The sequence below is a fragment of the Sphaerisporangium sp. NPDC088356 genome, from assembly GCF_040685555.1.
Taxonomy (GTDB): domain Bacteria; phylum Actinomycetota; class Actinomycetes; order Streptosporangiales; family Streptosporangiaceae; genus Sphaerisporangium.
Genome location: NZ_JBFBIK010000064.1, coordinates 21,244 through 42,262, shown reverse-complemented (window position 1 = coordinate 42,262; position 21,019 = coordinate 21,244). Strand labels below are relative to the sequence as shown.

Sequence of the window (21,019 nt, the reverse complement as noted above, 5' to 3'; positions counted from 1 at the left end):
GACGACCCCGAGGGCATCGTCCAGCTGGCCCTCGGAGACCTGCGCGCCGACCTCGTCCCACCCAAGAACGTGTCCAACCCCCGATGGCGGGAACACGGACGCCGAACCGCCGGCGTGATCGCGGGCCACGACGTGACGGCCCGGCAGGTCGCGGTCTCGGGTGGGCAGCGGCCCGGTGCCTTTCACTCTCCCCCGGGGCGCACGGATTCCAGGCCGGCCAGGTCCTCCTTCGAGAACGGCCCGGTGTCCATGACTCTCCCCAGGACGCAGGGACTCCAGGCCCGTCAGGTCGTCCTTCGAGAGCGGCCCGCTTCCCCCCACTCTTGCCCGTGGCGGAGGGTTTCGAGGCGGGTCAGGTCGTCCTCCGTGAGCCGCAGAGCGCCGGCGGCCACGTTCTGGGCCAGGTGGTCGGGGTTGCCGGTGCCCGGGATGGCCAGTACGTGCGGCCCTCGCTGCAGCGTCCACGCCAGACGTACCTGCGCCGCAGTCGCCCCGTGCGCACTTGCGACGGCGAGCAGTTCCTCGCTCTCAGAAGCGCTCGCTCCCCTCTCGCGCCCGGTGCCGGCGATCGCGAAGAACGGCACGAACGCGACGCCCTGCTCACCGCAGGCGCGCAGGAACTCGTCATACTCGGGCGGCGAGTCGATGCCGTACCGGTTCTGCACGCAGACCACCGGCGCGATGGCCTTGGCCTCGGCGAGCTGCCACGGCCTGACGTTGGAGACGCCGAGGTGGCGGATCAGCCCGGCGTCGCGCAGCTCGGCCAGAGCGCCGAACCGCTCGGCGATCGAGTCGGGGCCGTGGACGCGCAGGTTCACCACGTCGAGGTGGTCACGGCCGAGCTGGCGCAGGTTCTCCTCGACCTGGCCGCGTAACTGCTCGGGTGCGGCCAGGGACAGCCACGTACCCGAGGGGTCACGGCCCGGCCCGACCTTGGTGGTGATGACCAGGTCGTCGGGGTACGGGGCCAAGGCGCTGTTGATCAGCTCGTTGGCGGAGCGCAGCGGCGAGAAGTAGAACGCGGCGGTGTCGATGTGGTTCACGCCGAGCTCGATCGCGCGGCGCAGCACGGCGATCGATCGGCCGCGATCGCTCGGCGTGCCGAGGTCGAAGGCGGCGCTGCCCGTGAGGCGCATCGCGCCGAATCCCATCCGGTTGACTGTCAGGTCGCCGAGCTGCCAGGTGCCGGCCGCGGCGGCGGTGATGGTCTCTGAGGTCATCACCGGAGTCTGCCACCCCCGTCGCCCCGGACCGGCCACGACCGTGCTCGGCGGCGGACCTCGGAAGCCGACCTACACCGCCTGAACACTCTTCCCCTGACGGGCGGGCGGGGCTAGGGCACCGGGGCACCTGGCCCCGCCCGTCACCGGGCCGGTGGCCGGCGGTGGGATCATGCTGGACATGACAGGCGCCGAGTTCAGCACTCCACCGACGTTGCCCGCGACCAACGGGTACAGCCACGTCGCCAGCGTCCCCCCGGGCAGCCGGCTCGTGTGGACTTCCGGTCAGGTCCCGATCGCCGCGGACGGCTCCGTCGCGGCCGAGGGCGACTGGGAGGCCCAGACTCGCCAGGTCATGCAGAACGTCGGTGCCGCCCTGGAGGCGGGCGGCGCCACCTGGGACGACGTCTTCAAGCTCACGATCTTCGTCGTGGACACCTCGGCCCTGGCCACCGTCCGCGCCGTCCGAGACGAGTTCGTCAACGTGGACCGCCCGCCCACCAGCTCCCTCGTCCAGGTAGCGGGCCTCTTCCGCCCCGACATCCTCATCGAGATCGAAGCCGTCGCCGCCGTCCCCACAACCACCTGACCGGGGGCCGGACGCCCGATCATCTCAGCCGGTGAATTAGCGGCTTTCTCAACGCCCCGCCGACGTGGAGAGGGCCACGGAAAGGGGATGCCCTTTTCGTGGCCCTCCGCGGAACGGCCTATGCCGGTCCGCCTATGGCGAGCCGGTTCAAGTCAGGTCGGAGCACTTGCGGGCGTCGGGGTCCTTCGCGCCGTTGGGGACCCAGCGGACGTTGGCGAAGGAGGCGGAGAAGGCGGCATCGGTGTAGACGAGGAATGGCGTGTTGACGTTCTCGAAGTCCAGGTTCGGGGAGAAGCAGGACACCGGGATCTTGACGGTGGCCTTGCTCCCGGCCGGCAGGTTCTGGAACAGCGAGGTCGCCACCACCTCCGCGAAGCACGGGTACACGCAGTGCGCGCTGATCACCGTGCGGGCGGCCGGCGGCTGGTGGACGATGGTGTCGAACTCCAGGGCGGCCTCGGCGTTGAGGTAGCCCCGCAGGTCGGTGCCGCCCGCCGGGTTCTGCATGTAGATCTGCGCCGGCCCGGCGCCGGTCCACGTCGCCTTGAGGCCGTCCTGCTGCACGTTGACGTCGGAGGGCACGACGCTGATCTCGGCGTGCGCGGCGGTGCCGTCGACGCCGATCTCGGTGCCCCCCAGTTCTCGGGGGACCAGGGCCGACGCAGCTTAGCCACGATCTGACGCGGATGTTCCTCTACTCTGAGTCCAAGTCCGGAGGAATCAACAGTATTCGTCACGGACCTCCCGGAGAAACTCATTTTCCGCGACTTCTTTCCCCTCCGGGTTCAGCACGCGCCCCGTACCGGCCATATCCTGCGGTATTTCATCACGCACGAAGGCGGAGCCGAACCTGTGACCGTTCGTCAATTGAGCCGTGGCGGCAATATTCTGAGGCACATCCACCGGCAACGAAATGTCCTGCACTTCGAACTCATCTGATTCACCGAGGGATATCCACCCGCCTCGCCTCATCGGGCCGATTGGGTTAGACACTTTCCAGATAGGCCTCAACGTCGCGTTGTCCGCCACCTCAAGAGACGCCAGTTGCTCGTCGGGACAGAGAGCAACGAGCATTTGGATGTGGCCACCAGCGGTACGACTGACTCCCACCGGCCTCGGCATCGGGTCTCCAGGCAGCGGACTGCAAGCCACCAGAGAAAGCATACAGAGCACCAGGGCCGTCGACTTACGTAAGGACCACGTCAGCAGGAAGAGGATTTTTGTGATCCCGACAGAGCTAGCAACCATAGCCGGTGTCACCCTCGCGTTCGGCCTGTCGTTCGTAGACATTGTCACACGGATCACCTGGGGGTTGCGTAAGCAGATAATAAACCAGAAAGGTCGGCCAGAAGCCGGTTTTGTTATAGTACCAGTTGAACTGCCGCATATGTTCCGCCTCATGCTTCCGGAACTCCGGGCTGAGTTTATCCCGCCTGGGGCCGGTAAGCGTAACGCCCCCAATGGTGATTCCCCCGCGTGGATAGTGGAAGCCCTTTTTCAGTCCACCGCACACCGTAAGGCCAGTCGCGGCGTCCGGCTCACATCTCGCTCCGTGTTTCTGCGCCCACTGAATCACGGCCGCATTGAATTTTTCCCTGCTCATGTACGGATTGGTCGTCGCAAGGAATTCGAACAACTCTACCGGAATTCCCAAAAGTCCGAGGGCCATTTTCGCCGCCGGGTTGGTGTTGCACGGCTGACTCCCAGGCACACTACCAGTGGCCCCACAGAGGGTTGCACGCAAGTTGTTCCACGCCGTCTGGATCAACCCTCTGCACGTCGCACTATCCAGATGAGAATGACATTCCGTAAGGAGATTGATAAGCTTTTGGTTCTTTTTAAGTGCGTTGTAGAGTTCCGTGCCGGTCGGTTTCTTGCCGTTGCCGCCACTTGGCAGGCCATTAGCCAATGCGTCCAGGCCCTTAATGTCCCCGGCGCTCATCATGGACAGCGCGGCGTTCCGAAGAAGCTCTTCATGCGTCAGCAAAGAGCTGTAATTCTGCATGTACAGCTCTTGCGCCTCAGGGCTCATGTCCCAGAACGGCACACCCTTTTCGACGGGCCTGCCGTTCGGCATGTACTTATCTCCGAGTCGCTTGATCTCCTCATCGGAGAGCAGGGGGTTGTTGTAGTACTCGAAGCCCGGGGAGTTGATGTAGTCGTTCCACCATCGCTCCGTCGCGTCCGGCCGGACGCAGATTCCGTTCTGGCACATGTACCCGGGCATGTTCTCGACGACGGGCACGGGGCAGTTGCTGCAATAGATTGCCAGGGAGCTGTGACCGGTCGGGTCGCTGTTGGTCAGCGGAGCGGCGTTGGCATAGGTGTACCGGTTGCCCTGGACAGAGGGGTCGGCATTCAGAGTGGCGCTGTCGCGGCTGGCGAAAGTGCCGGTGCCCGGCTGATACCAGCGTGCGTGCATGTTCACCTTGCCGGTGGTGGGGTCGGTGAGTTCGCCCTGGTAGCCGAGTTCGTGCTTCGCGCCGGTTCTGGCGGTCTCCTCGCCGAAGGGGCTGTAGGCGATCGAGTCGGCCAGCGAGGTGGCTGTGGCGCCGAAGGTGCCGACGACGTCGCCGTGCTGGTCGGCGAAGGCGAAGCGCGCTCCGCTGCCATCGGAGATGCCGATCGGTTCGCCGCCGACGCCTCGGCTGTAAGTGGCCTGCTCGGCGCCGGCCCCATCAGTCCTGGCCACGACGTCGTTGCCGAAGTCACCATAGAGATATCGGCCGACGGTGGCACCCTGGGTACGGCTGGCCAGCCGACCCAACGCGTCGTAGGTGTAGCCGGCGTCCCCATCGCTGGTCATCCGGTCGAAGGCGTCGAACTGCAGGACCTTGGTGACGTTGCCCTTGGTCTCGGTGGCGGTGGTGCCGCGTGCGGTGTAGGTGTAGGTGGTGCCGTCGCCGGAGAGCAGCCGGTTGCGTTCGTCGTAGGTGAAGGTCTTGGTGCCAGCTTGGATGCGGTTTCCTGAGTCGTCCCAGGCATAGTTGGTGACGGCGCCGCCGGGGGCGGTCCAGGAGGTCAGCCGGTTGCTGTGGTCGTAGGCGTAAGTGTTGGTGCCCGCGCCGGCGGTTCCGGCGGTGGTCTTGGTGGTGAGGTTGTCGTCGCGGTCGTAGCCGTAGGTGATGGAGGCGATGGCGGCGCCGGCAGAGGTCTTGAGCGTGTCGCCGGTGAGGCGGTCCATCGGGTCGTAGGAGTAGGTGCGCTTGGGGCCGCTGGTGCCGTAGTCGATATTGGTGAGCTTGTCGGCGTTGTCGTAGCCGTAGGTCAGGGTGGTGGCGGTGACCGGGTCGCTGAACGTCTTGAGGCGGTCGGCGTTGTCCCAGGTGAACGTCGCCGAGCCGGAGGCGTCGGTGCGCTGGGCCAGCCGATCGTTGGCGTCGTAGCCGAACGATGACAGGTCGCTGGAGCTGCCGGTCGCGGCGGTCTTGAGCAGCAGGCCGCGGTCGTTGAAGGTGAAGTTGAGGTCGCCCGCACTGGTACGCCGCCCGGCCAGGTCGTAGCCGAAGGTGTTGCTCTGGGTGGCTGCCTCGGCCCCGGATCCTGTCTCGTTCACCAGGCGGTTCAGGTTGTCGTAGGTGCTGGTGATGCGGACCCCGCCGGGTTGCAGGACGCTGACCAGGTTCCCGGACGCGTCGTACGCTGCGGTCCAGGTGCGGTCCGGCAGATTGGGATGGGCCTGTGTCGCCGGGTCGATACGGGATTCCACCAGGCCGAGTGAATTGTAGGTGGCGATGAAGGCGTTGCCACGCCCGTCGGTGGTGCGCGTTCGTTGTCCCGCGGCGTCGTATCCGAATGACGTGGTGATCGTCTTACTGGCCGACACGGGCTCTACCAGTTGCGTCACCCGGTCAGCGGCGTCGAAGGACCGGCGGATGACGTGACCTTCAGGGCTGGTCTCGGCGATGGCATTGTCGGCGGCGTCGTAGTCGAAACCGTAGGTGCGCAGGACGGTGCCCGAGGGGTTGAGGTCCTTGGCGGCGATTTTCCGCCCCGCCAGGTCGTATTCGGCCGACGTCGCGTTGCCCAGCGCGTCGGTCGCCTTGGTCATCCGGCCGGCCGGGTCATAGGCGAAGGTGGTGGATTTGCCCAGCGCGTCGGTCTCCGCTTCGATCTCCCCGGCTGCGTTGACCGTCATCTGGCTGCGGTTGCCAGCGGGCCGCTTCACCGCGACCAGGTTTCCCGCCGTGTCGTATTCGCTGGTCGTGGTGAGTGCGGCGGCGGTCGGCTTACGCTCGATCCGCGTGGAGGTGACTTGGCGGCCCATGCCGTCGTAGGTGGCCTCGGCACGGGCTCCGGTCGGGTCAGTCGCCGAGAGGCGCTCTCCGGTGAGGGTGTAGGTGTAGTCCGAGACACCACGCGTCGCTCCCTGCGTGGCGGGCGGATCGGTGATGCGAACCGTGCGGCCCAGAACGTCATAGGTGGAGTTGGATGTGTTGCCACGGGGGTCAGTCACCGAAGTGACGCGTCCTGCGGCGTCGTAGCCGAATGAGGTCAGTGGCGTCACGGAGGTCCCACCGGGTGGCGTGTAGGGGGTCCCGGTGACTGAGGTGACCCGTCCGGCCTTGTCGTAGGTGGTGAGAGTGGTCCGGTTGTCCGGCGCGGTCTTGTGGGTCTCCTGCCCCGCCGTGTTGTAACCCATTTGCACGGTGGGCCGCTCGTTGACCGCTGCCGCACCGCCAAGCTCTATCTTTACCGGCGGACCCTGTGTCTTGATCGGCCTGCCGAGGGCGTCATAGCTGATCAGCGAGGTGTAGTCCATGCGGGTCGCGCCTGGGGCGTGGCCGCGCGGGTCGGTGATCTCGGTGACGAGGCCGCGGTCGTCGACCGTCCACGAGGTAGTAAGGTCCGTGGCGCCGTTCTCGACGGTCTGCTCGATGAGCCGGTCACCGGCGTCGTAACGGTAGGACTTGGCCTCCGTCCGTGTTGTGCCGGTGCCCGACAAGGTCTCCTGGGTGACGTTGGTGTTGGCGTCGTAGACGTAGGCGGTCTTCCTGCCCAGTCCGGTCGGATCCAAGGTGGAGGAGGTCATCCCGCCCGCTGCGTCGTAGACGTAGTCGACGCGGGTCTTGCCGCCACCGGCGACCTGCCGGGTGAGGTTGCCCGCTGCGTCGTAGGTCGAGGAGGTCAGCACCACGTCGACCGCGGTGGTGGACGCGTTGAGCTTGACCTTGTCGGCGATCTCCTCGGCGAGCCGGTCGTCGCCGAAGTAGGTGTACCTGGTGGTGCGCCCCATCGCGTCCGTCTGCGAGTACAGCCGGCCGCCCGGATCGTAGGTCTTGGACTGCATGACCACGTCCCTAGCGGGTTCGGGGCTGGTCGGGCTGCCGGTCCATCCCTTCAGCGTGGTGGTGGCGGGCTCGCCCCGCGAGGTGTAGCCATAGTTGTAGGTCGCCCCGGCCGCGTCGGTCGTGCTGACGACCCTCCCCATGTGGTCGTAGGCGGTGAGCTTGGCCCCACCCTCCGGGCCGGTGACCTTCTCGACGCGACCGTAAGTGTCGTACTCGTAGGTGGTCGTACGGGCCGGGTCGCCACCGGTCAGGTCGGCCAGCGTCTCGGTCAGCTTGTTGCTGTCGTCGTCATAGGTGTAACGGGCCTCAGCGGTGTGGGTGACCCCGCTGACCTGGTTCTTCACCCCTGTACCGGTCGCCATGGCCAGCCGGCCAAAGGAGTCGTAGGCGAAGGACGTCATGGTGGTCGTGCTGGTCGTGGACGTCGTGCTGGGGGCGCTCTGCTGTCCCGAACCGGCGACCGGGGTGTCCTTGTCGGACTGGATCTCGGTCTCCGGAAGTGCCCGGTTGTAGACGCGCACCTCGTCGATCAGCCCGGAGAAATGCTCGCCCCAGACGCTGTTGCCACCGATCCGCAACGGACCGCCGTCGGCACGCAGAGAGCCGGAGAAGTCCCGCTCGGCCGTCATGGTGCCGTCCACGTAGAACTGGAGCTTGGCGCCATCGTAGGTCACCGCGATGTGCGACCAGGTATTGAGGGGAAGGCCCCGCGGGGGGTAGACATTGCCCTCCGTCCCGTCGGTGTTGACCGCCCAGCCGTTGGGCTGCGACCCGTCGGAGGCATACAGCCCGTAGGACATCCCGCCGGTGAATTCCTTCATCAGGACCTGCCGCCAGTTGTCCAGAGCGGCGGGCTTGACCCAAGCCATCAGGGTCATTCCTTGCGACAGCCTCAAGGACGGCGAGTCGGGCACCGTCACCAAGGAGGATGCGCCGTCGAACGACAGCGCCTTCCCATATTTCCCGGACGCCGACCACGATGTGCCGGTGGCCACGCCGGCTTGGGAGTGCCCGGAATCGTCGGCGATGGCCGTCCCGGTCCCGGCGTCGAATCCGTATGCGGCCACCAGCCCGTTGGCACCGGCCGGTGGCGGCTCCTCGCCTGCTTGACCTGCGAATATCTGGCTGCTGGAGGTCTTGCGGCCGATCGCGTCGTAGGTGTGCTCGGTAACCAGCCCGGTGGGCTCGGTGACCTGCGCCAGGTCGCCTGCGGCGGTATAGGCGTAGATGCGCTGATTGCCCTTGGGATCGGTCTTAGTCTTCAGGAGACCGGCAGGCGTCTGGCCACCACCGACCGCTGTCTCCGTCCCGTCGGTGTAGGCGTAGGCGGTGGAGCGACCATTGGGGAAGTCCGTGGTGGCCGGGGTGGTCTGCTTGGCCTGCTCCCCGAACGCCGTGTACTCCCACTTGGTGGCATAGGTATTGCTGGTGCTGCTCGTCGACCGCTCATCCCTGTAGGCGGTCATCTGGTCATTGCGCGGGTCGAACTTGTCCGAGGTGTTGAGGTAGTAGCTGATGTAGGAGGTCTGGCAGTTCCCTGCGGACCGGCACTTTGTCACGCTGAGCTCGTTGCCGCGCTCGTCGTGCGTGAGCTGTACTGTGTTGCCGTTCCGGTCGGTGATCTTCGCTGGATAACCGCCGGTGTCGTATTCGTACGTCGTCTTTTTGGTGAGCTGGTCGGTTTCGCTGGTCGCTCTGAGACCGCGAAGCGCGTCGTGCACCGAGGTCAGCGGGCCGTTGTGCGGGTCGGTGACCGTGATGGTGGCCTGCGGGTCCCCCTTGGGGTCTTTGCTGTACTGCAACGCGCTCAGCTTCCAAAGGCCCCCGTTGACGTCGGCGTGGGTCTGCAGGCGACCGCTGTCAGCGGCGTAGGCGTTCTGTGCCAGCACCCGCCCGGACGGCAGGATGGCCTTGGTCATCTGCGGGCCCGCCGTACCCGCCTCGAAGTGCGCCCGGATCTCGGCCGCGGCAAGCGAACGGCCGTAGATCGCCACCTCGTCGATGTCGCCCTTGAAGGGGAACATCTGCATGCTGCTGACGGACGCCGGCCAGCTACCGGAGGCGTAGCCCGAGCCCAGGCGCGTGGAGAACTGGTCGCGGTGGTCGATGGTGCCGTTGCGCGTGCCGACCGCCTGGCCGTCCAGGTACAGCGTCTGGCTGCTGCCGTCGCCCGAGAGCGCCACATGGTGCCATTGGCCGTTGTTCACCGCGCCGGCGGAGGTGATCGGGTTGGCCGATCCGTTCCAGAACTGGCCGCGCAGCTTGCCGTCAGTGCCCACATACACCGCCGGCGTGAAGTTCGTCGGTGTGGAAGACGAGGAGTCGCTGTGACCGAGCACGACGCCCGAGCCGGTGGTCTTGAACCACGCCTCGACAGTCAGGGACGTACCCCTGCCGCTGATCGCGGCGTTCGGCAACCGCGCGAAAGAGCTGGAGCTGGATGTGCCCGCGAACCTCACCGCGGTGTCGGACGATCCGCCCAGGGCTCCCGCCACACCGACGGTCGCGTCATAGCCGCCGCTGCTGAAGGAGGCGTCTTCGCCACCCAGGTTCCAGCCGACCGCGTCAGCGAGCTTGGCCCCTTGACCGCCGTTGCTCTCCCCCAGACGCCAGTACCCGGTGGGCATCGAGTTCAGCACGCTGGTGCTGTAGCGCGAGGCGTCGGTGTAGGCGTAGGTGCTGCAAGCGGTAGCCGAACCCGGGCCGCACACCTTGACCAGCTTGTCCCCGTCGTAGGTGTAGGACCAGCTCAACGGCGCCCCGTTCACCGGATCGGTAGACACGCCGGTCGCGTGGCCGCCATTCCAGGTGAAGTTCAGAGACCGGCCACCGGTGGAGGTGACCTTGGAAAGCTTGCCGTCGGTGCCGTAGACCAGATCCTGGGCCCGGCCCCGGTTGTCGGTCACCTTGGTGACACGCCCCTGCGCGTCGAACAGGTAAGAGGTGGCGGACTTGTCCATCAACCGCCACCCGCCACCGGTCACCGTCGCCAGTGTGGCATAGGTGCCTTGTGGTGGCGCATACGTCCCGTCCCCCATCGCGCCGAACCGCGCCTGCCCGCCGCCGGGATAGGTGAGCAGCACGGTCTGGGTCTGCGGCTCTTCCACCAACCGCATGTCCCACCGCGTGGTCCACCCCGCCCCGAACATGCCGTCACTGCGCGGATCCAGGCTGTTGTAGGTGCGCGTCACCGCCAGCGGCGGGCCCACCGTGGCCACCGAGGCATCGGTCACGGCCTGGGTGTAGTTGCCCGCCACTTGGTTGAACTGTCGGCCACCGGTACCGATGCCGAGCAGCGAGTTGATCGAGGGCTGCTCGGGCTCAGCGGTCAGGGTCAGCCACGGCGAGGTGGCGATCAGGCCGTTGGAGGTGTCCTGGGCCTTCACCATCCACCAGTAGCTCTTGCCCCACTTCAGCTTCCCGGCCGGAACGATCCATGCGCCGCCGCTGGTCCACGAACTGCTGCTGCACCAATCCCAGCTTCCCGATGGCCCCGACGGCCCGGAACAGATCTGAAACCAGTACGACACCCCGCCGGTGGCCGGGGTGGCCCACGCCCCCAGTGTCGGCGTCAGCGACCCGACCAGCCCGTCATCCCCCGGCCAGAAATCCTCGAGTGTCGGCGGCTGCGGCGCCGGAGGCGTGTACACGTAACAGGGGCCGAGGTCATTCCAGGCCGTCGTGCCCGTCGGCGGGGAGCCCTGCGGATCACGCGTCGCCTGGAAGTCATGCGCCTCGGTCATGCCCACAGTGGCGTTGAAGTACGAGACGATGGTACCTGCGGAGTAGCGCCCTAACGCCGACCACGACGGGTAGTAACAACTCGCGGCGACCGTCACAGCTGCACCTGCCGTTTTCCGCGTGTCCCGCGCCTTTTGATAGGGAGACGCCGGAGGCTTCAGCCCGCCCTTGGCGGGCTCCTTGGAAAGATCGTTCCGGACGTCCATCGGCAATGCGCCCTTCGGCGGCTTCCGGTCGGCCCCGGCTTCTCCTGAGGGCTTCACATCCGCTTTGGTCGCGTCGGACGGCACCAAATGCGGCCGGCCCGCCGCCGTACCGGTCTGCTGAACGGGCCTATCGACGTCGGCGGCGGACAATTGCGCATCCGACCCGCCGACCGAACCGGCGGAGGCGGCGGGTACCAGCCCTTCGGGCACACCGATCCCTGATATGAGCACCATAGGTGCGACCAGATACAGGGTCGCGATTCTCAATCGTCGCGACCATCCCGAACGACGCATACGCCGCCCCTTCTATAGGCATGCAAAAGCCACCAGGGCGTCGGTACGCAGACGATTCCTGGGTCGATCCGTGTCGACCTATAAAGCCACTGTGAAGATCATTGATAATGTACGTAAAAGCCATACCAAGATCAATGGTGATCTAGATCACAACACAATGGGACAGCATTACGTTGCGCAAGGTAGCCCGGAGCGGAGGGACCGACAAGCACGCAGTCCATAAAAGCGCAGGTCACAGGACTTTCAGGCGTTGCCGCGCGCCCTTCGTCACTACGCGCCATCAGCGTTCAGCCATGACAGAATGTTTCGGCCCGGCCCACGGGAATATTTCAGTCGGTTAATTAGGGGGCTTACACGCCCGCTGACGCGGAAAGGACTGCGGAAAGGGAATCCCCTTTCCGCAGTCCTGTTCCGGGTCCTATACCGGTCTGCCGATGACGGCCGGGCTACGTCAGGCCCGTGCATCCATTTCGGCCCGCCTATCTATGTCAGATCGCTGCACTTGCGGGCGTCGGGGTCCTTCGCGCCGTTGGGTACCCAGCGGACGTTGGCGAAGGAGGCGGAGAAGGCGGCGTCGGTGTAGACGAGGAATGGCGTGTTGACGTTCTCGAAGTCCAGGTTCGGGGAGAAGCAGGACACCGGGATCTTGACGGTGGCCTTGCTCCCGGCCGGCAGGTTCTGGAACAGCGAGGTCGCCACCACCGCCGAGAAGCACGGGTACACGCAGTGCGCGCTGATCACCGTGCGGGCGGCCGGCGGCTGGTGGACGATGGTGTCGAACTCCAGGGCGGCCTCGGCGTTGAGGTAGCCCCGCAGGTCGGTGCCGCCCGCCGGGTTCTGCATGTAGATCTGCGCCGGCCCGGCGCCGGTCCACGTCGCCTTGAGGCCGTCCGCCTGCACGTTGACGTCGGAGGGCACGACGCTGATCTCGGCGTGCGCGGCGGTGCCGTCGACGCCGATCTCGGTGCCCCCCCAGTTCTCCGGCGAGCCGATGAAGCTCTTGTACGGCGCGACATCGGTGCGGTTGAAGAGTTCCAGGTCCTCGGTGGCGGTGCCGCCGCCGCCGCCCGTGGAGCCGCAGGCGGTGTCCTGCGAGGTCTCGTCGAGCGTGCCGACCGACCCGGTCTGGCCGTAGCGCAGGCCGTAGCCGAGCGGGAACAGCGGGTCGTAGCCTTCGCCACCCGGGTTGAGCGGGGTCTGGCACGCGCTCTTCGGCCAGGAGTACGACAGCTTGCCGGTGTAGCCCTCGCTCCAGTGGGAGGTCCGTACGAGCTGGTCGGCGACGCCGCCGCCTTCCGTGCCGGGGAGCCACGCCACCACGAACGCGTCGGAGCGGTTGAGCTCCTTGTTGACGTAGAGCGGGCGGCCGGTGACGTACACGGTCACCACGGGCGCGCCCTTGCCGCGCACCTTGTCCAGCACCGCGAGGTCGCCGGGGTACAGCTTGGCCGCTTCGAGCGTGCGGCGTCCGAGGTCGCCGACGCCCTCGGCGTACGGCGTCTCGCCGATGACCGCGATGACCGCGTCGTACGCGGCGGGGTCGACGCCGTCCGCGGTCTCGCTGAAGGTGACGTTGGACGTGCCGAGGACCTCGCGCAGCCCGCCGAGGATCGTCGTGCCGTTGGGGAAGTCGGCGTTGGTGTTGCCGGTGCCCTGCCAGGTGAGAGTCCACCCGCCGGTCTGGTTCTGCATGCTGTCGGCGCTCTTGCCGACCACGAGCACCTTGGAGCGGGGAGCGAGCGGGAGCACCCTGCCGTTGTTCTTGAGCAGGACCTGCGACTCGCGCGCGGCCTTGCGGGCGAGCTGCCTGGCCTGGAGCGCGTCGGCCGATCCGGCCCTGGAGCGGGCCGACGGCTTGCGCGCGTCGAACACCCCGGCGCGGAGCTTCACCCGCAGGATGCGCGTCACCGCGTCGTCGACGCGGGACATCGGGATCTCGCCGGCCTGCACCTGGGTGATGGTGTTGGCGATGAACGCCTTCCAGTCGTTGGGCACCATCACGACGTCGATGCCCGCGTTGATCGCCCGCGCGCAACTGGAGTTCGTGCAGCCGGTGACCTGGCCGATGCCGTTCCAGTCGGAGACCACGACGCCGTCGAAGCCCATCTTCTGCTTGAGGATGTCGGTGAGCGCCCGCTTGCTGCCGTGCATCTTGCCCTCGTTGATACCGAGGTCGGCGTTGGTCCAGCTGTTGAACGACGCCATCACGGTCTGGGCGCCGGCCGCGAGCGCGCCGTAGTAACCCTGGCCGTGGATGTTGATCATCTCGGCCTCGGAGGAGGGGTTGACCCCCTGGTCTGTTCCCTTGAGGGTGCCGCCGTCACCGATGAAGTGCTTGGCGGTCGCGATGACGCCCTTGCCGCCGATGCCCCGTGAGTTCCCGCCCTGCAGGCCCCTGACGGCCTCGTACCCGTAGGCCCGGGTGATGCGGGGGTCCTCGGAGAAGCCCTCGTACGTGCGGCCCCACCGGTCGTCGCGCACGACGGCGAGCGTGGGCGCGAAGGCCCAGTCCTGGCCGGTCGCGTGGATCTGCGTGGCGGTCGCGGCCCCGATGTCGCGGACGAGGCAGGGGTCGTGGGCGGCGCCGAGGCCGATGTTGTGCGGGAAGAGCGTCGCGCCGTAGACGTTGTTGTTGCCGTGGACGGCGTCGATGCCCCAGATGACCGGGATCTTCGTGCGCGTGCCCACGGACGCCTGCCAGTAGGCGTCGGCGAGGTCGAGCCAGGCCTTCGGCGTGGCGTGCTTGTCGCCGCCCGGCCAGGAGCCGCCGCCGTTGAGCACCGAGCCGATGCCGTACTGCGCGACCTCGGCCGGGGTGACGGCGGAGATCTCCGGCTGGGTCATCTGCCCGATCTTCTCGGCCAGCGTCATGCCGGCGAGGATCTTCGCGACCCGCTTCTCGTCGGCCGGGTTCTGCTTGATGTCGCTCTGGACCTTCGGCCAGTCGGCCAGTGTCGGCAGGGTCTTCTCGATGCGGGCGCAGCCATGGTCGGTGGCGGGCTTCCCGATCACCGGCTGCCTTGCGCCCTTCGCGGTGTCGGCGCCCGCGCTAGGGATCCCGGTGGTGCCCGTGGCCAGGATCGCCAGGCCGGCCATCACCGCCAGCGCGCCGCGGCGAGCACCTGATCGGACAGGGGGTGTGGTCATGGAGCGTCCGTTCTCGAGGCACAGCGAGGGTCGCGGCGGCCCCCCGCAGCCGCACTTCGCAGATCTTGACCCTGTGAGAGCCCTGAGTCAATACCTCAATAGAGCGCTCTCCCACATTGGCGCTCAGCCTGCCCTGAGGCGGAAGAGGTCGTCCGCGGCGTCGATGCACGACGCTCCCAGCTCCAGCGACGAGAACAGGTGCAGCGTCTCGGCGGTCTCGATCTCCAGCAGCTCCCACCGCAGGCCGTACCTGGCGTTCCGGGCGACCCGGATGTGCGCCACCTCCGACCAGTGCAACCGCTCGCGGCGCGCGAGCCCGGTCACCACCGTGACCCCCTCGGTGTCGGCGGCGAGCCGTATGGGGGCGATCAGGTCGCGGGCGGCGAACCCGCCGAGGAGCACGGCGGCGGCCGCGCAGAGAAGCATGCCGCGTGTGTCACCGGAGACGACGGCCGCGACGACGCCGAACGCGACGGCCGCCGCCGACTTGGCGGCGGTGAACTCGCGCCGGACGTGCCACTGCCGTGCCTGCCGGGATATGCCGGTCATAGAGGCACGCTACCGCTCACGCGACTCGCGGGCGGAATCGCCTGGCAGCGTGGTTCAGTCGGCGAGGTCCAGGGCCGCCGCGACGATGCTGTCGGTGTCGAGCCCGTGGTAGCGGTACACGTCGTCGATGCTTCCCGACTGGCCGAACTCCGAGACCCCGAGGTGGGTGCCCGGCACCTGGTGGACGCCCGCGAGGAAGGCCAGCGTGTGCGGGTGGCCGTCGGCGACGGTGACGATCGGGGTCGCGCGCCGCGCCGGGAAGACGCTGTCCAGGATCCACGTGGGCGCGTCACCGTGGCCGCCACGGCCGCGGATGCCCTCGAAGACCAGACCGGGGCTGGTCAGGCAGACGACGTCCGCGCCGACGCCCAGCTCGCCGAGACGGGCCGCGGCGGCGAGCGCCTCGGTAACGACCGCCCCCATCGCCGCGATGGTGACCACCGGACTCTCGTGGCGCCTGAGCGGGTAGGCGCCGGCGACGACCTGACGGCGGCGCAGCTCCCGGGCGGCGGGGTCGGCCGGGATGTTCGCGAGGGCCTGGTCCACGGGCCGGGTGGACAGGCGCAGGTACGCCGACCGCCCGCCCGGCCTGCCGAGCCGCGCGAGGGACGCCAGCAGGCACCACTCCAGGTCGAGCGCGAACGCGGGCTCGTAGGCGGTGCAGCCAGGCTGCTCGATGCCGATGGACGGCGTCTTGATGGACTGGTGCGCGCCGCCTTCAGGCCCGAGGCTGACTCCGGACGGCGTGCCCACCAGGATGGACTGCCCGCCGGCGTAGATGCCGAAGGACCAGGGTTCGAGGGCGCGCTCCACGAACGGGTCGTACACCACGCCGATCGGCAGCAGCGGCTGCCCCCAGCGCGACCAGGTGGCCCCGAGCTCGCCGAGCAGCCCCACGAGGTTGGTCTCGGCGATCCCCAGCTCGATGTGCCGGCCGGTGGGCCGCTCGCGCCAGTGCAGGATGGTCTCGGAGTCGTCGTCGAACCAGTTCCTGCGCTCGTCGGTGGCCCAGACCCCGACCTTGTTGAGCCAGCCGCCGAGGTTGGTGCTGGAGCTGACGTCCGGGCTGACGGTGACCACCCGGGCGCCGGCGGCGGGCGCCTGGCGGGTGAGGTCGAACAGCGTGCGCCCGAGCGCCGCCTGCGTCGTCGCGGTGCCGTGCGGCGTGCGGCCGAAGTCCTCCGGCACGTCCGGGACGTCCTGCGGCGGTGGCGGCGTCCTGCGCAGCCGCCAAGCGGTGTCGGCGCAGCGCAGCGCGGCGGGGCTGCCGTCGGGGAACGGCGTCCACGGCCGGGCGGGATCGGCCCCGACCCGTGCGGCGAGCGCGTGCAGCTGGTCGGCGGTCAGCAGGGAGGAGTGGTTCTGGGGGTGCCCCTCGCTCGCCAGCCCGTATCCCTTGACCGTGTACGCGAAGATCACGGTCGGGCGGGTGTCGTCGATGGCCGCGAACGCCTCGCGGAGGGCGGACAGGTCGTGGCCGCCGAGGTTGCGGATGGCGGCGTGCAGCGTGGCCTCGTCGACGCCGGCGAGCAGCCCGGCGATGATGCCGGGGTCGGCGCCGGGAAGGGACGCGTACGTGCCGGTGAGGCGGGCCCGGAGCTCGACGGCGTCGCAGCGCAGCAGCCGCTGGTACTCGGGGTTCGACATGCGGTCGATCCGCGCGCGCAGGACCTCGCCGCCCGGCCGCGCGAACAGCTCCTCCAGCAGCCTGCCGTACTTCACGGTCAGGACCTGCCATCCGGCGGCGGCGAACATGCCCTGCAGCCGGGTGCCACCCATGTTGGGCACCACCCTGTCGAGGGACTGGCGGTTGAAGTCGACGACCCACACGACCTCGCCCAGCTCCGCCACCTGGGGGTCGAGGACGGCCTCCCAGCAGGCGCCCTCGTCGAGCTCGGCGTCGCCGAGGAGCGAGTACTGCCGTCCGGTGCCCGCCCCGCCGAAGTGCGCCTCGACGTAGCGGCGGGCCAGCGCGCCCCAGATCGGCGCGGTGGCCCCGATGCCGACCGAGCCGGTGGAGTAGTCGGCCGGATCGGGGTCCTTGGTGCGGCTCGGGTAGCTCTGCAGCCCGCCGAACTGGCGCAGCGTGGTGAGGTACGACGCGTCGAGCTCGCCCAGCAGGTAGTTGATGGCGTGCAGCACCGGCGACGCGTGGGGCTTGACCGACACCCGGTCGCCCGCGGTGAGACACTCGAACCACAGCGATGTCATGATCGACACGATGGACGCGCTCGACGCCTGGTGGCCGCCGACCTTGAGCCCCGTCGGGTTCGGGCGCACGCGGTTGGCGTGGTCGATCATCGCGGTCGACAGCCACAGCACCCGCTGCTCGATCTCGCGGAGGACGTCGAGGTCGTCGGTCGCGGCGGTCTGAGCGGAGGAGGCCACGAGGTCCATGTGGTTCATCGGATACTTGCCTCTCCAGCAGTCTTCGGCCGCCGCTCAGTTGAGCAGTTTGCTGAGCCATGCTGACCAACAAGGGCGGGTATGCGCAAGAGCATCCCGATTAAGTAAGCTTCATGCACGGTTTTGTAGGGGTGACCCCAGGAAGGTGAGGCAGTATGCGCAGCTCGGGATCGCTCGACCGGGTCGACGCACGACTGCTCCTCGCACTCATCGAAAGCCCGCGGGCCACCGTGCTCGCGCTGGCGGAGCAGGTGGGCCTGTCACGCAACACTGTGCAGGCCAGGCTCGCCAAACTGGAGGAGCGCGGAGTGCTGGCGGCCTTCGAGCGGAGCCTCGACCCCGAGATACTCGGATACCGCCTGACCGCCTACATCACCGTGCGCGTCGACCAGCACAGGCTCGCGCCGGTGTCGGACGGTATGGCCGGCATTCCCGAGGTCATCGAGGTCCTCGGCATCAGCGGAGGGGACGCCGACCTGCTGGTCAGGGTCGCCGCCAAGGACGCCGACGACCTCTACCGGGTCGCCGGCCGCATCCTGGCCACCCCGGGAGTGGAGCGCACCACCACCGCCCTGGCGATGCGCACGCTGGTCAGCCACCGGGTCACTCCCCTGCTCCACCGCACCGCCTCAGGCGACGAGGGCCAGGCGGACGGCCCGGGCGCGCGTACGTGAGCTAGTCGTCCTCGATCTTCCTGGTGTCGCGGGGCTCGACGTACGGCTCCTCCCCGGCGGGCAGGCCAGCCGCGATGGCGCGCCCGCGGGCCAGTTCGGCGTCGAACTCCACTCCGAGGAGCACCGCGATGTTGGTGATCCACAGCCACACCAGGAAGACGATGACGCCCGCCAGCGCCGCGTAGGTCTTGCTGTAGGTGGCGAAGTTGGCGACGTAGAACCCGAACGCGACGGAGGCGACGATCCACAGCACGACGGCGAGGATGCTGCCGGGGGTGACCCAGCGGAACCCGGGATGCTCGACGTTGGGCGCCGCCCAGTACAGCAGGGCGAGGACCGCCGTCACGATGACCACGAGCACCGGCCACTTGGCGACGCCCCAGACGGTCAGCGCGGTGTCGCCGATGCCGAGCACCTTCCCGGCCTGGTCGGCGAGGCCACCGGTGAACACGACGGCCACCGCGCCGACCGCCATCAGCACGACCAGGACGGCGGTGATGCCGAGGCGCAGCGGCAGGGTCTTCCAGATCGGCCGGCCCTCCGGTATCTCGTACATGACGTTCGCGGCGCGCATGAACGCCCCGACGTACCCGGAGGCCGACCACAGCGCGACGGCGATGCCGATGATCGTGGTGATGCCGGCCGCGCGCTGGCTGCCCTGCAGGGACTGGAGCACGGTTTCGATGATCTGCCGGGCGGGGCCGGGGGCCAGGGCGCCCAGGTTGTCGATGAGCGGCTGGGTCGCGGACCTGCCGAACAGGCCGAGCAGAGAGATGGCGGCCAGCAGGGCCGGGAACATCGACAGCACGGCGTAGTAGGTCAGGGCGGCGGCCCAGTCGGTGACGTCGTCCTGCTGGAACTCCTTCACGGTGCGCTTGAGCACCGACCACCACGATCGCCCGGAAAGCTCCAACGGGCCCTTGGGCGCCGCCTCGACCGCGCCTTCCGAACCAGGCCGGATGTCGTGATGTGTCATGGCATGCACCGTCTTCTGGTCAAGGCACTGTCCGCTCCCCGACCGCGGCTGCCCTGACACCGGAGGGGCAAACACCCCTCCGTGACGGCGAGCGCCCCGCTCCGGGAGGCCGTTCGGTCCTCCGGTGCGGGGCGCTCTCGCTCCCCCCGGCGGCGCCTAGGGCACGAACCTCTCGTTGGGGACGCAGTGGGTCATCTTCAGACCTGTCACGTCGCGAGGGCCGTTCTTGCCGAGGTTGGACAGCCGCTGCTTGTCCTCCACGGTCAGGTCCTGGCTCGCCAGCGGCTCCAGGTGCGCGACGTCCTCGGGATCGATGCCGAGGCCCGCGCCCACGCGCAGCCCGAGATCGTCCTCGACCATGAGGAAGTGCCAGACCATCCGCTCCTGAACGGCGCGATCGCACTCGCCGATCATGGTGGTGAAGTTGAGCACCAGGTCGTCGCGCTCCCACTCCTCCATGAGCAGGTAGCGCTGGCCCGCCTGCTGGTAGTCGTTGGTCCGCGGGATGCGCTTGCGTGTCAGCCGCCCGCTGATGACCGGGCCCTGCTCGTCGTGGGCCGGGTACCGCCCTTCGCGCAGCCCGCCGGTGATGGAGGGCTCGTAGTTGACGTGCGGGTTCTCCCCCTCGCCGTCGACGTGATAGGTCATCTGCCCGTCGCGCTGGTTCGTACGGACCTCGGCGTGCTTGGCCTGGTTCACCGGCAGCTGCAGGTAGTTCGGGCCCACCCGGTAGCGCTGGGTGTCGCTGTAGGAGAACGTCCGCCCGACGAGCATCTTGTCGTCGGAGAAGTCGAGCCCGTCGATCAGCACGCCCGTGCCGAACGAGATCTGCTCGTTCTCGGCGAAGAAGTTCCGGACGTTGCTGTTCAGGACCATCCGCCCGACGGGCAGGGCAGGGAACCGGTCCTCGGGCCACACCTTGGTGTCGTCCAGCGGGTCGAAGTCCAGCTCGGGGTGCTCGTCGTCGGTCATGATCTGCACCCGCAGCTCCCACTCCGGGTACTCGCCGCGGTCGATCGCGTCCTGGAGGTCCTTGGTGGCGTGCCCGAGGTCGCGCCCCTGGACGATGGCCGCGTCGGCGGCGGTCATGCTCCTGACGCCCTGCTTCGGGATCCAGTGGTACTTCACCAGGTGGGTCTCACCGCGCTGGTTCACCCACTTGTAGGTGTTGACGCCGAACCCCTGCATGTGACGGTAGTCCGACGGGATGCCCCGGGGGCTGAACAGGTTGATGATCATGTGCATGCTCTCGGGCGTCTGCGACATGAAGTCGAAGATCCGCTTCGGTTCCTGGTGGAACGTCACAGGGTCCGGCTTGAGCGAGTGGATGACGTCGGGGAACTTGATGGCGTCCCTGATGAAGAACACCGCGAGGTTGTTGCCGACGAGGTCCCAGTTGCCGTCCTCGGTGTAGAACTTCACGGCGAAGCCGCGCGGGTCGCGGGCGGACTCCGAGGAGTCCCTCCCACCGATCACCGTTGAGAAGCGGACGGCGACGTCGGTGCGCTTGCCCTGCTCGCGGAACGGCGCGGCGCGGGTGTAGCGGCTGATCGGCTCGTCCCCGAGGTAGCCGGTCGCCTCGAAGAACCCGTATGTCGTGATGCCGCGCGCGTGCACGACACGCTCGGGGATGCGCTCGCGGTCGAAGTGGCTGATCTTCTCCAGGAACTGGTAGTTCTCCAGCGTCGCGGGGCCGCGCGCGCCGACCGTCCGCTGGTTCTGGTTGTCGTAGATCGGGTGGCCTTGCCGGTTCGTCAGCACCGGTCGCTCGTCATTGGGCTCCGGTCCGGTGCTCGACACGTCCGTCATGACGACGGCTCCCTCCTGTGGCGGTCACGGTCGTGAACCCCTATCCGTTTTCGCCACCGCTAAAGCTCACACTTCAGTCAAAAACGGGTGCTGTGTCGACCATCACAGCGCCCGAGC

The 21,019-nt window shown here is 68.0% G+C and carries 12 protein-coding genes; 2 read left to right on the top strand and 10 right to left on the bottom strand.

Annotated elements, in window-relative coordinates; genetic code table 11:
- Together AB0O34_RS22795 and AB0O34_RS22790 are read right to left on the bottom strand one after the other, a co-directional pair.
- The coding region (locus tag AB0O34_RS22795; protein WP_363918351.1) for a hypothetical protein at positions 1–186 on the bottom strand (186 nt) is incomplete at its 3' end.
- Between the two features lie 98 nt (positions 187–284).
- The gene (locus tag AB0O34_RS22790) at positions 285–1,220 is read right to left on the bottom strand and encodes an oxidoreductase (protein ID WP_363918349.1); all 936 of its coding nucleotides are present in this window, start codon (positions 1,218–1,220) and stop codon (positions 285–287) included.
- 172 nt (positions 1,221–1,392) lie between these two features.
- On the opposite strand from AB0O34_RS22790, the gene AB0O34_RS22785 reads away from it, so the two are divergent.
- Entirely contained in the window at positions 1,393–1,809 is a 417-nt protein-coding gene (locus AB0O34_RS22785; RefSeq protein ID WP_363918347.1) for a RidA family protein, read from the top strand.
- A 147-nt stretch (positions 1,810–1,956) separates the two neighbouring features.
- On the opposite strand, the gene AB0O34_RS22780 is transcribed toward AB0O34_RS22785, so the two are convergent.
- From AB0O34_RS22780 to AB0O34_RS22755, 6 genes are all read right to left on the bottom strand, one after another.
- Positions 1,957–2,391: a putative glycoside hydrolase gene (locus AB0O34_RS22780; RefSeq protein WP_363918345.1), complete on the bottom strand. Its 435-nt coding sequence runs from the start codon at positions 2,389–2,391 to the stop codon at positions 1,957–1,959.
- A gap of 138 nt (positions 2,392–2,529) precedes the next feature.
- Positions 2,530–2,883, bottom strand: coding sequence for a hypothetical protein (locus AB0O34_RS22775; protein WP_363918343.1), 354 nt, complete (start codon positions 2,881–2,883; stop codon positions 2,530–2,532).
- Between the two features lie 163 nt (positions 2,884–3,046).
- Positions 3,047–11,341 (bottom strand): LamG-like jellyroll fold domain-containing protein, encoded by an 8,295-nt coding sequence (locus AB0O34_RS22770; protein ID WP_363918341.1) that lies wholly within the window; start codon positions 11,339–11,341, stop codon positions 3,047–3,049.
- A 483-nt stretch (positions 11,342–11,824) separates the two neighbouring features.
- Positions 11,825–14,488: an exo 1,3/1,4-beta-D-glucan glucohydrolase gene (locus AB0O34_RS22765; RefSeq protein WP_363918339.1), complete on the bottom strand. Its 2,664-nt coding sequence runs from the start codon at positions 14,486–14,488 to the stop codon at positions 11,825–11,827.
- Between the two features lie 123 nt (positions 14,489–14,611).
- Entirely contained in the window at positions 14,612–15,037 is a 426-nt protein-coding gene (locus AB0O34_RS22760; protein ID WP_363918337.1) for a PH domain-containing protein, read from the bottom strand.
- 54 nt (positions 15,038–15,091) lie between these two features.
- Positions 15,092–17,443, bottom strand: coding sequence for a pyruvate dehydrogenase (locus tag AB0O34_RS22755; protein WP_363918335.1), 2,352 nt, complete (start codon positions 17,441–17,443; stop codon positions 15,092–15,094).
- Positions 17,444–17,598: 155 nt separating this feature from the next.
- On the opposite strand from AB0O34_RS22755, the gene AB0O34_RS22750 reads away from it, so the two are divergent.
- Entirely contained in the window at positions 17,599–18,117 is a 519-nt protein-coding gene (locus AB0O34_RS22750; RefSeq protein ID WP_363918333.1) for an Lrp/AsnC family transcriptional regulator, read from the top strand.
- 1 nt (position 18,118) lies between these two features.
- Here the strand turns inward: AB0O34_RS22750 and AB0O34_RS22745 are convergent, their stop codons facing one another.
- Positions 18,119–19,093 carry a YihY/virulence factor BrkB family protein gene (locus AB0O34_RS22745; protein WP_363918332.1) on the bottom strand — a complete coding sequence of 325 codons (975 nt, stop codon included), beginning with the start codon at positions 19,091–19,093 and terminating at the stop codon, positions 18,119–18,121.
- Between the two features lie 156 nt (positions 19,094–19,249).
- On the bottom strand, positions 19,250–20,902 hold the full coding sequence (locus tag AB0O34_RS22740) for a catalase (protein WP_363918330.1): 1,653 nt from the start codon (positions 20,900–20,902) through the stop codon (positions 19,250–19,252).
- Between the last annotated feature and the right edge of the window lie 117 nt (positions 20,903–21,019).

Bases quoted from the DNA above. Each gene is read 5' to 3' on its own strand.
- AB0O34_RS22765 (WP_363918339.1), bottom strand. From the start codon at position 14,488: ATGACCACACCCCCTGTCCGATCAGGTGCTCGCCGCGGCGCGCTGGCG.
- AB0O34_RS22750 (WP_363918333.1), top strand. From the start codon at position 17,599: ATGCGCAGCTCGGGATCGCTCGACCGGGTCGACGCACGACTGCTCCTC.
- AB0O34_RS22770 (WP_363918341.1), bottom strand. From the start codon at position 11,341: ATGCGTCGTTCGGGATGGTCGCGACGATTGAGAATCGCGACCCTGTAT.
- AB0O34_RS22790 (WP_363918349.1), bottom strand. From the start codon at position 1,220: ATGACCTCAGAGACCATCACCGCCGCCGCGGCCGGCACCTGGCAGCTC.
- AB0O34_RS22785 (WP_363918347.1), top strand. From the start codon at position 1,393: ATGCTGGACATGACAGGCGCCGAGTTCAGCACTCCACCGACGTTGCCC.
- AB0O34_RS22745 (WP_363918332.1), bottom strand. From the start codon at position 19,093: ATGACACATCACGACATCCGGCCTGGTTCGGAAGGCGCGGTCGAGGCG.
- AB0O34_RS22760 (WP_363918337.1), bottom strand. From the start codon at position 15,037: ATGACCGGCATATCCCGGCAGGCACGGCAGTGGCACGTCCGGCGCGAG.
- AB0O34_RS22740 (WP_363918330.1), bottom strand. From the start codon at position 20,902: ATGACGGACGTGTCGAGCACCGGACCGGAGCCCAATGACGAGCGACCG.
- AB0O34_RS22755 (WP_363918335.1), bottom strand. From the start codon at position 17,443: ATGAACCACATGGACCTCGTGGCCTCCTCCGCTCAGACCGCCGCGACC.
- AB0O34_RS22775 (WP_363918343.1), bottom strand. From the start codon at position 2,883: ATGCTCGTTGCTCTCTGTCCCGACGAGCAACTGGCGTCTCTTGAGGTG.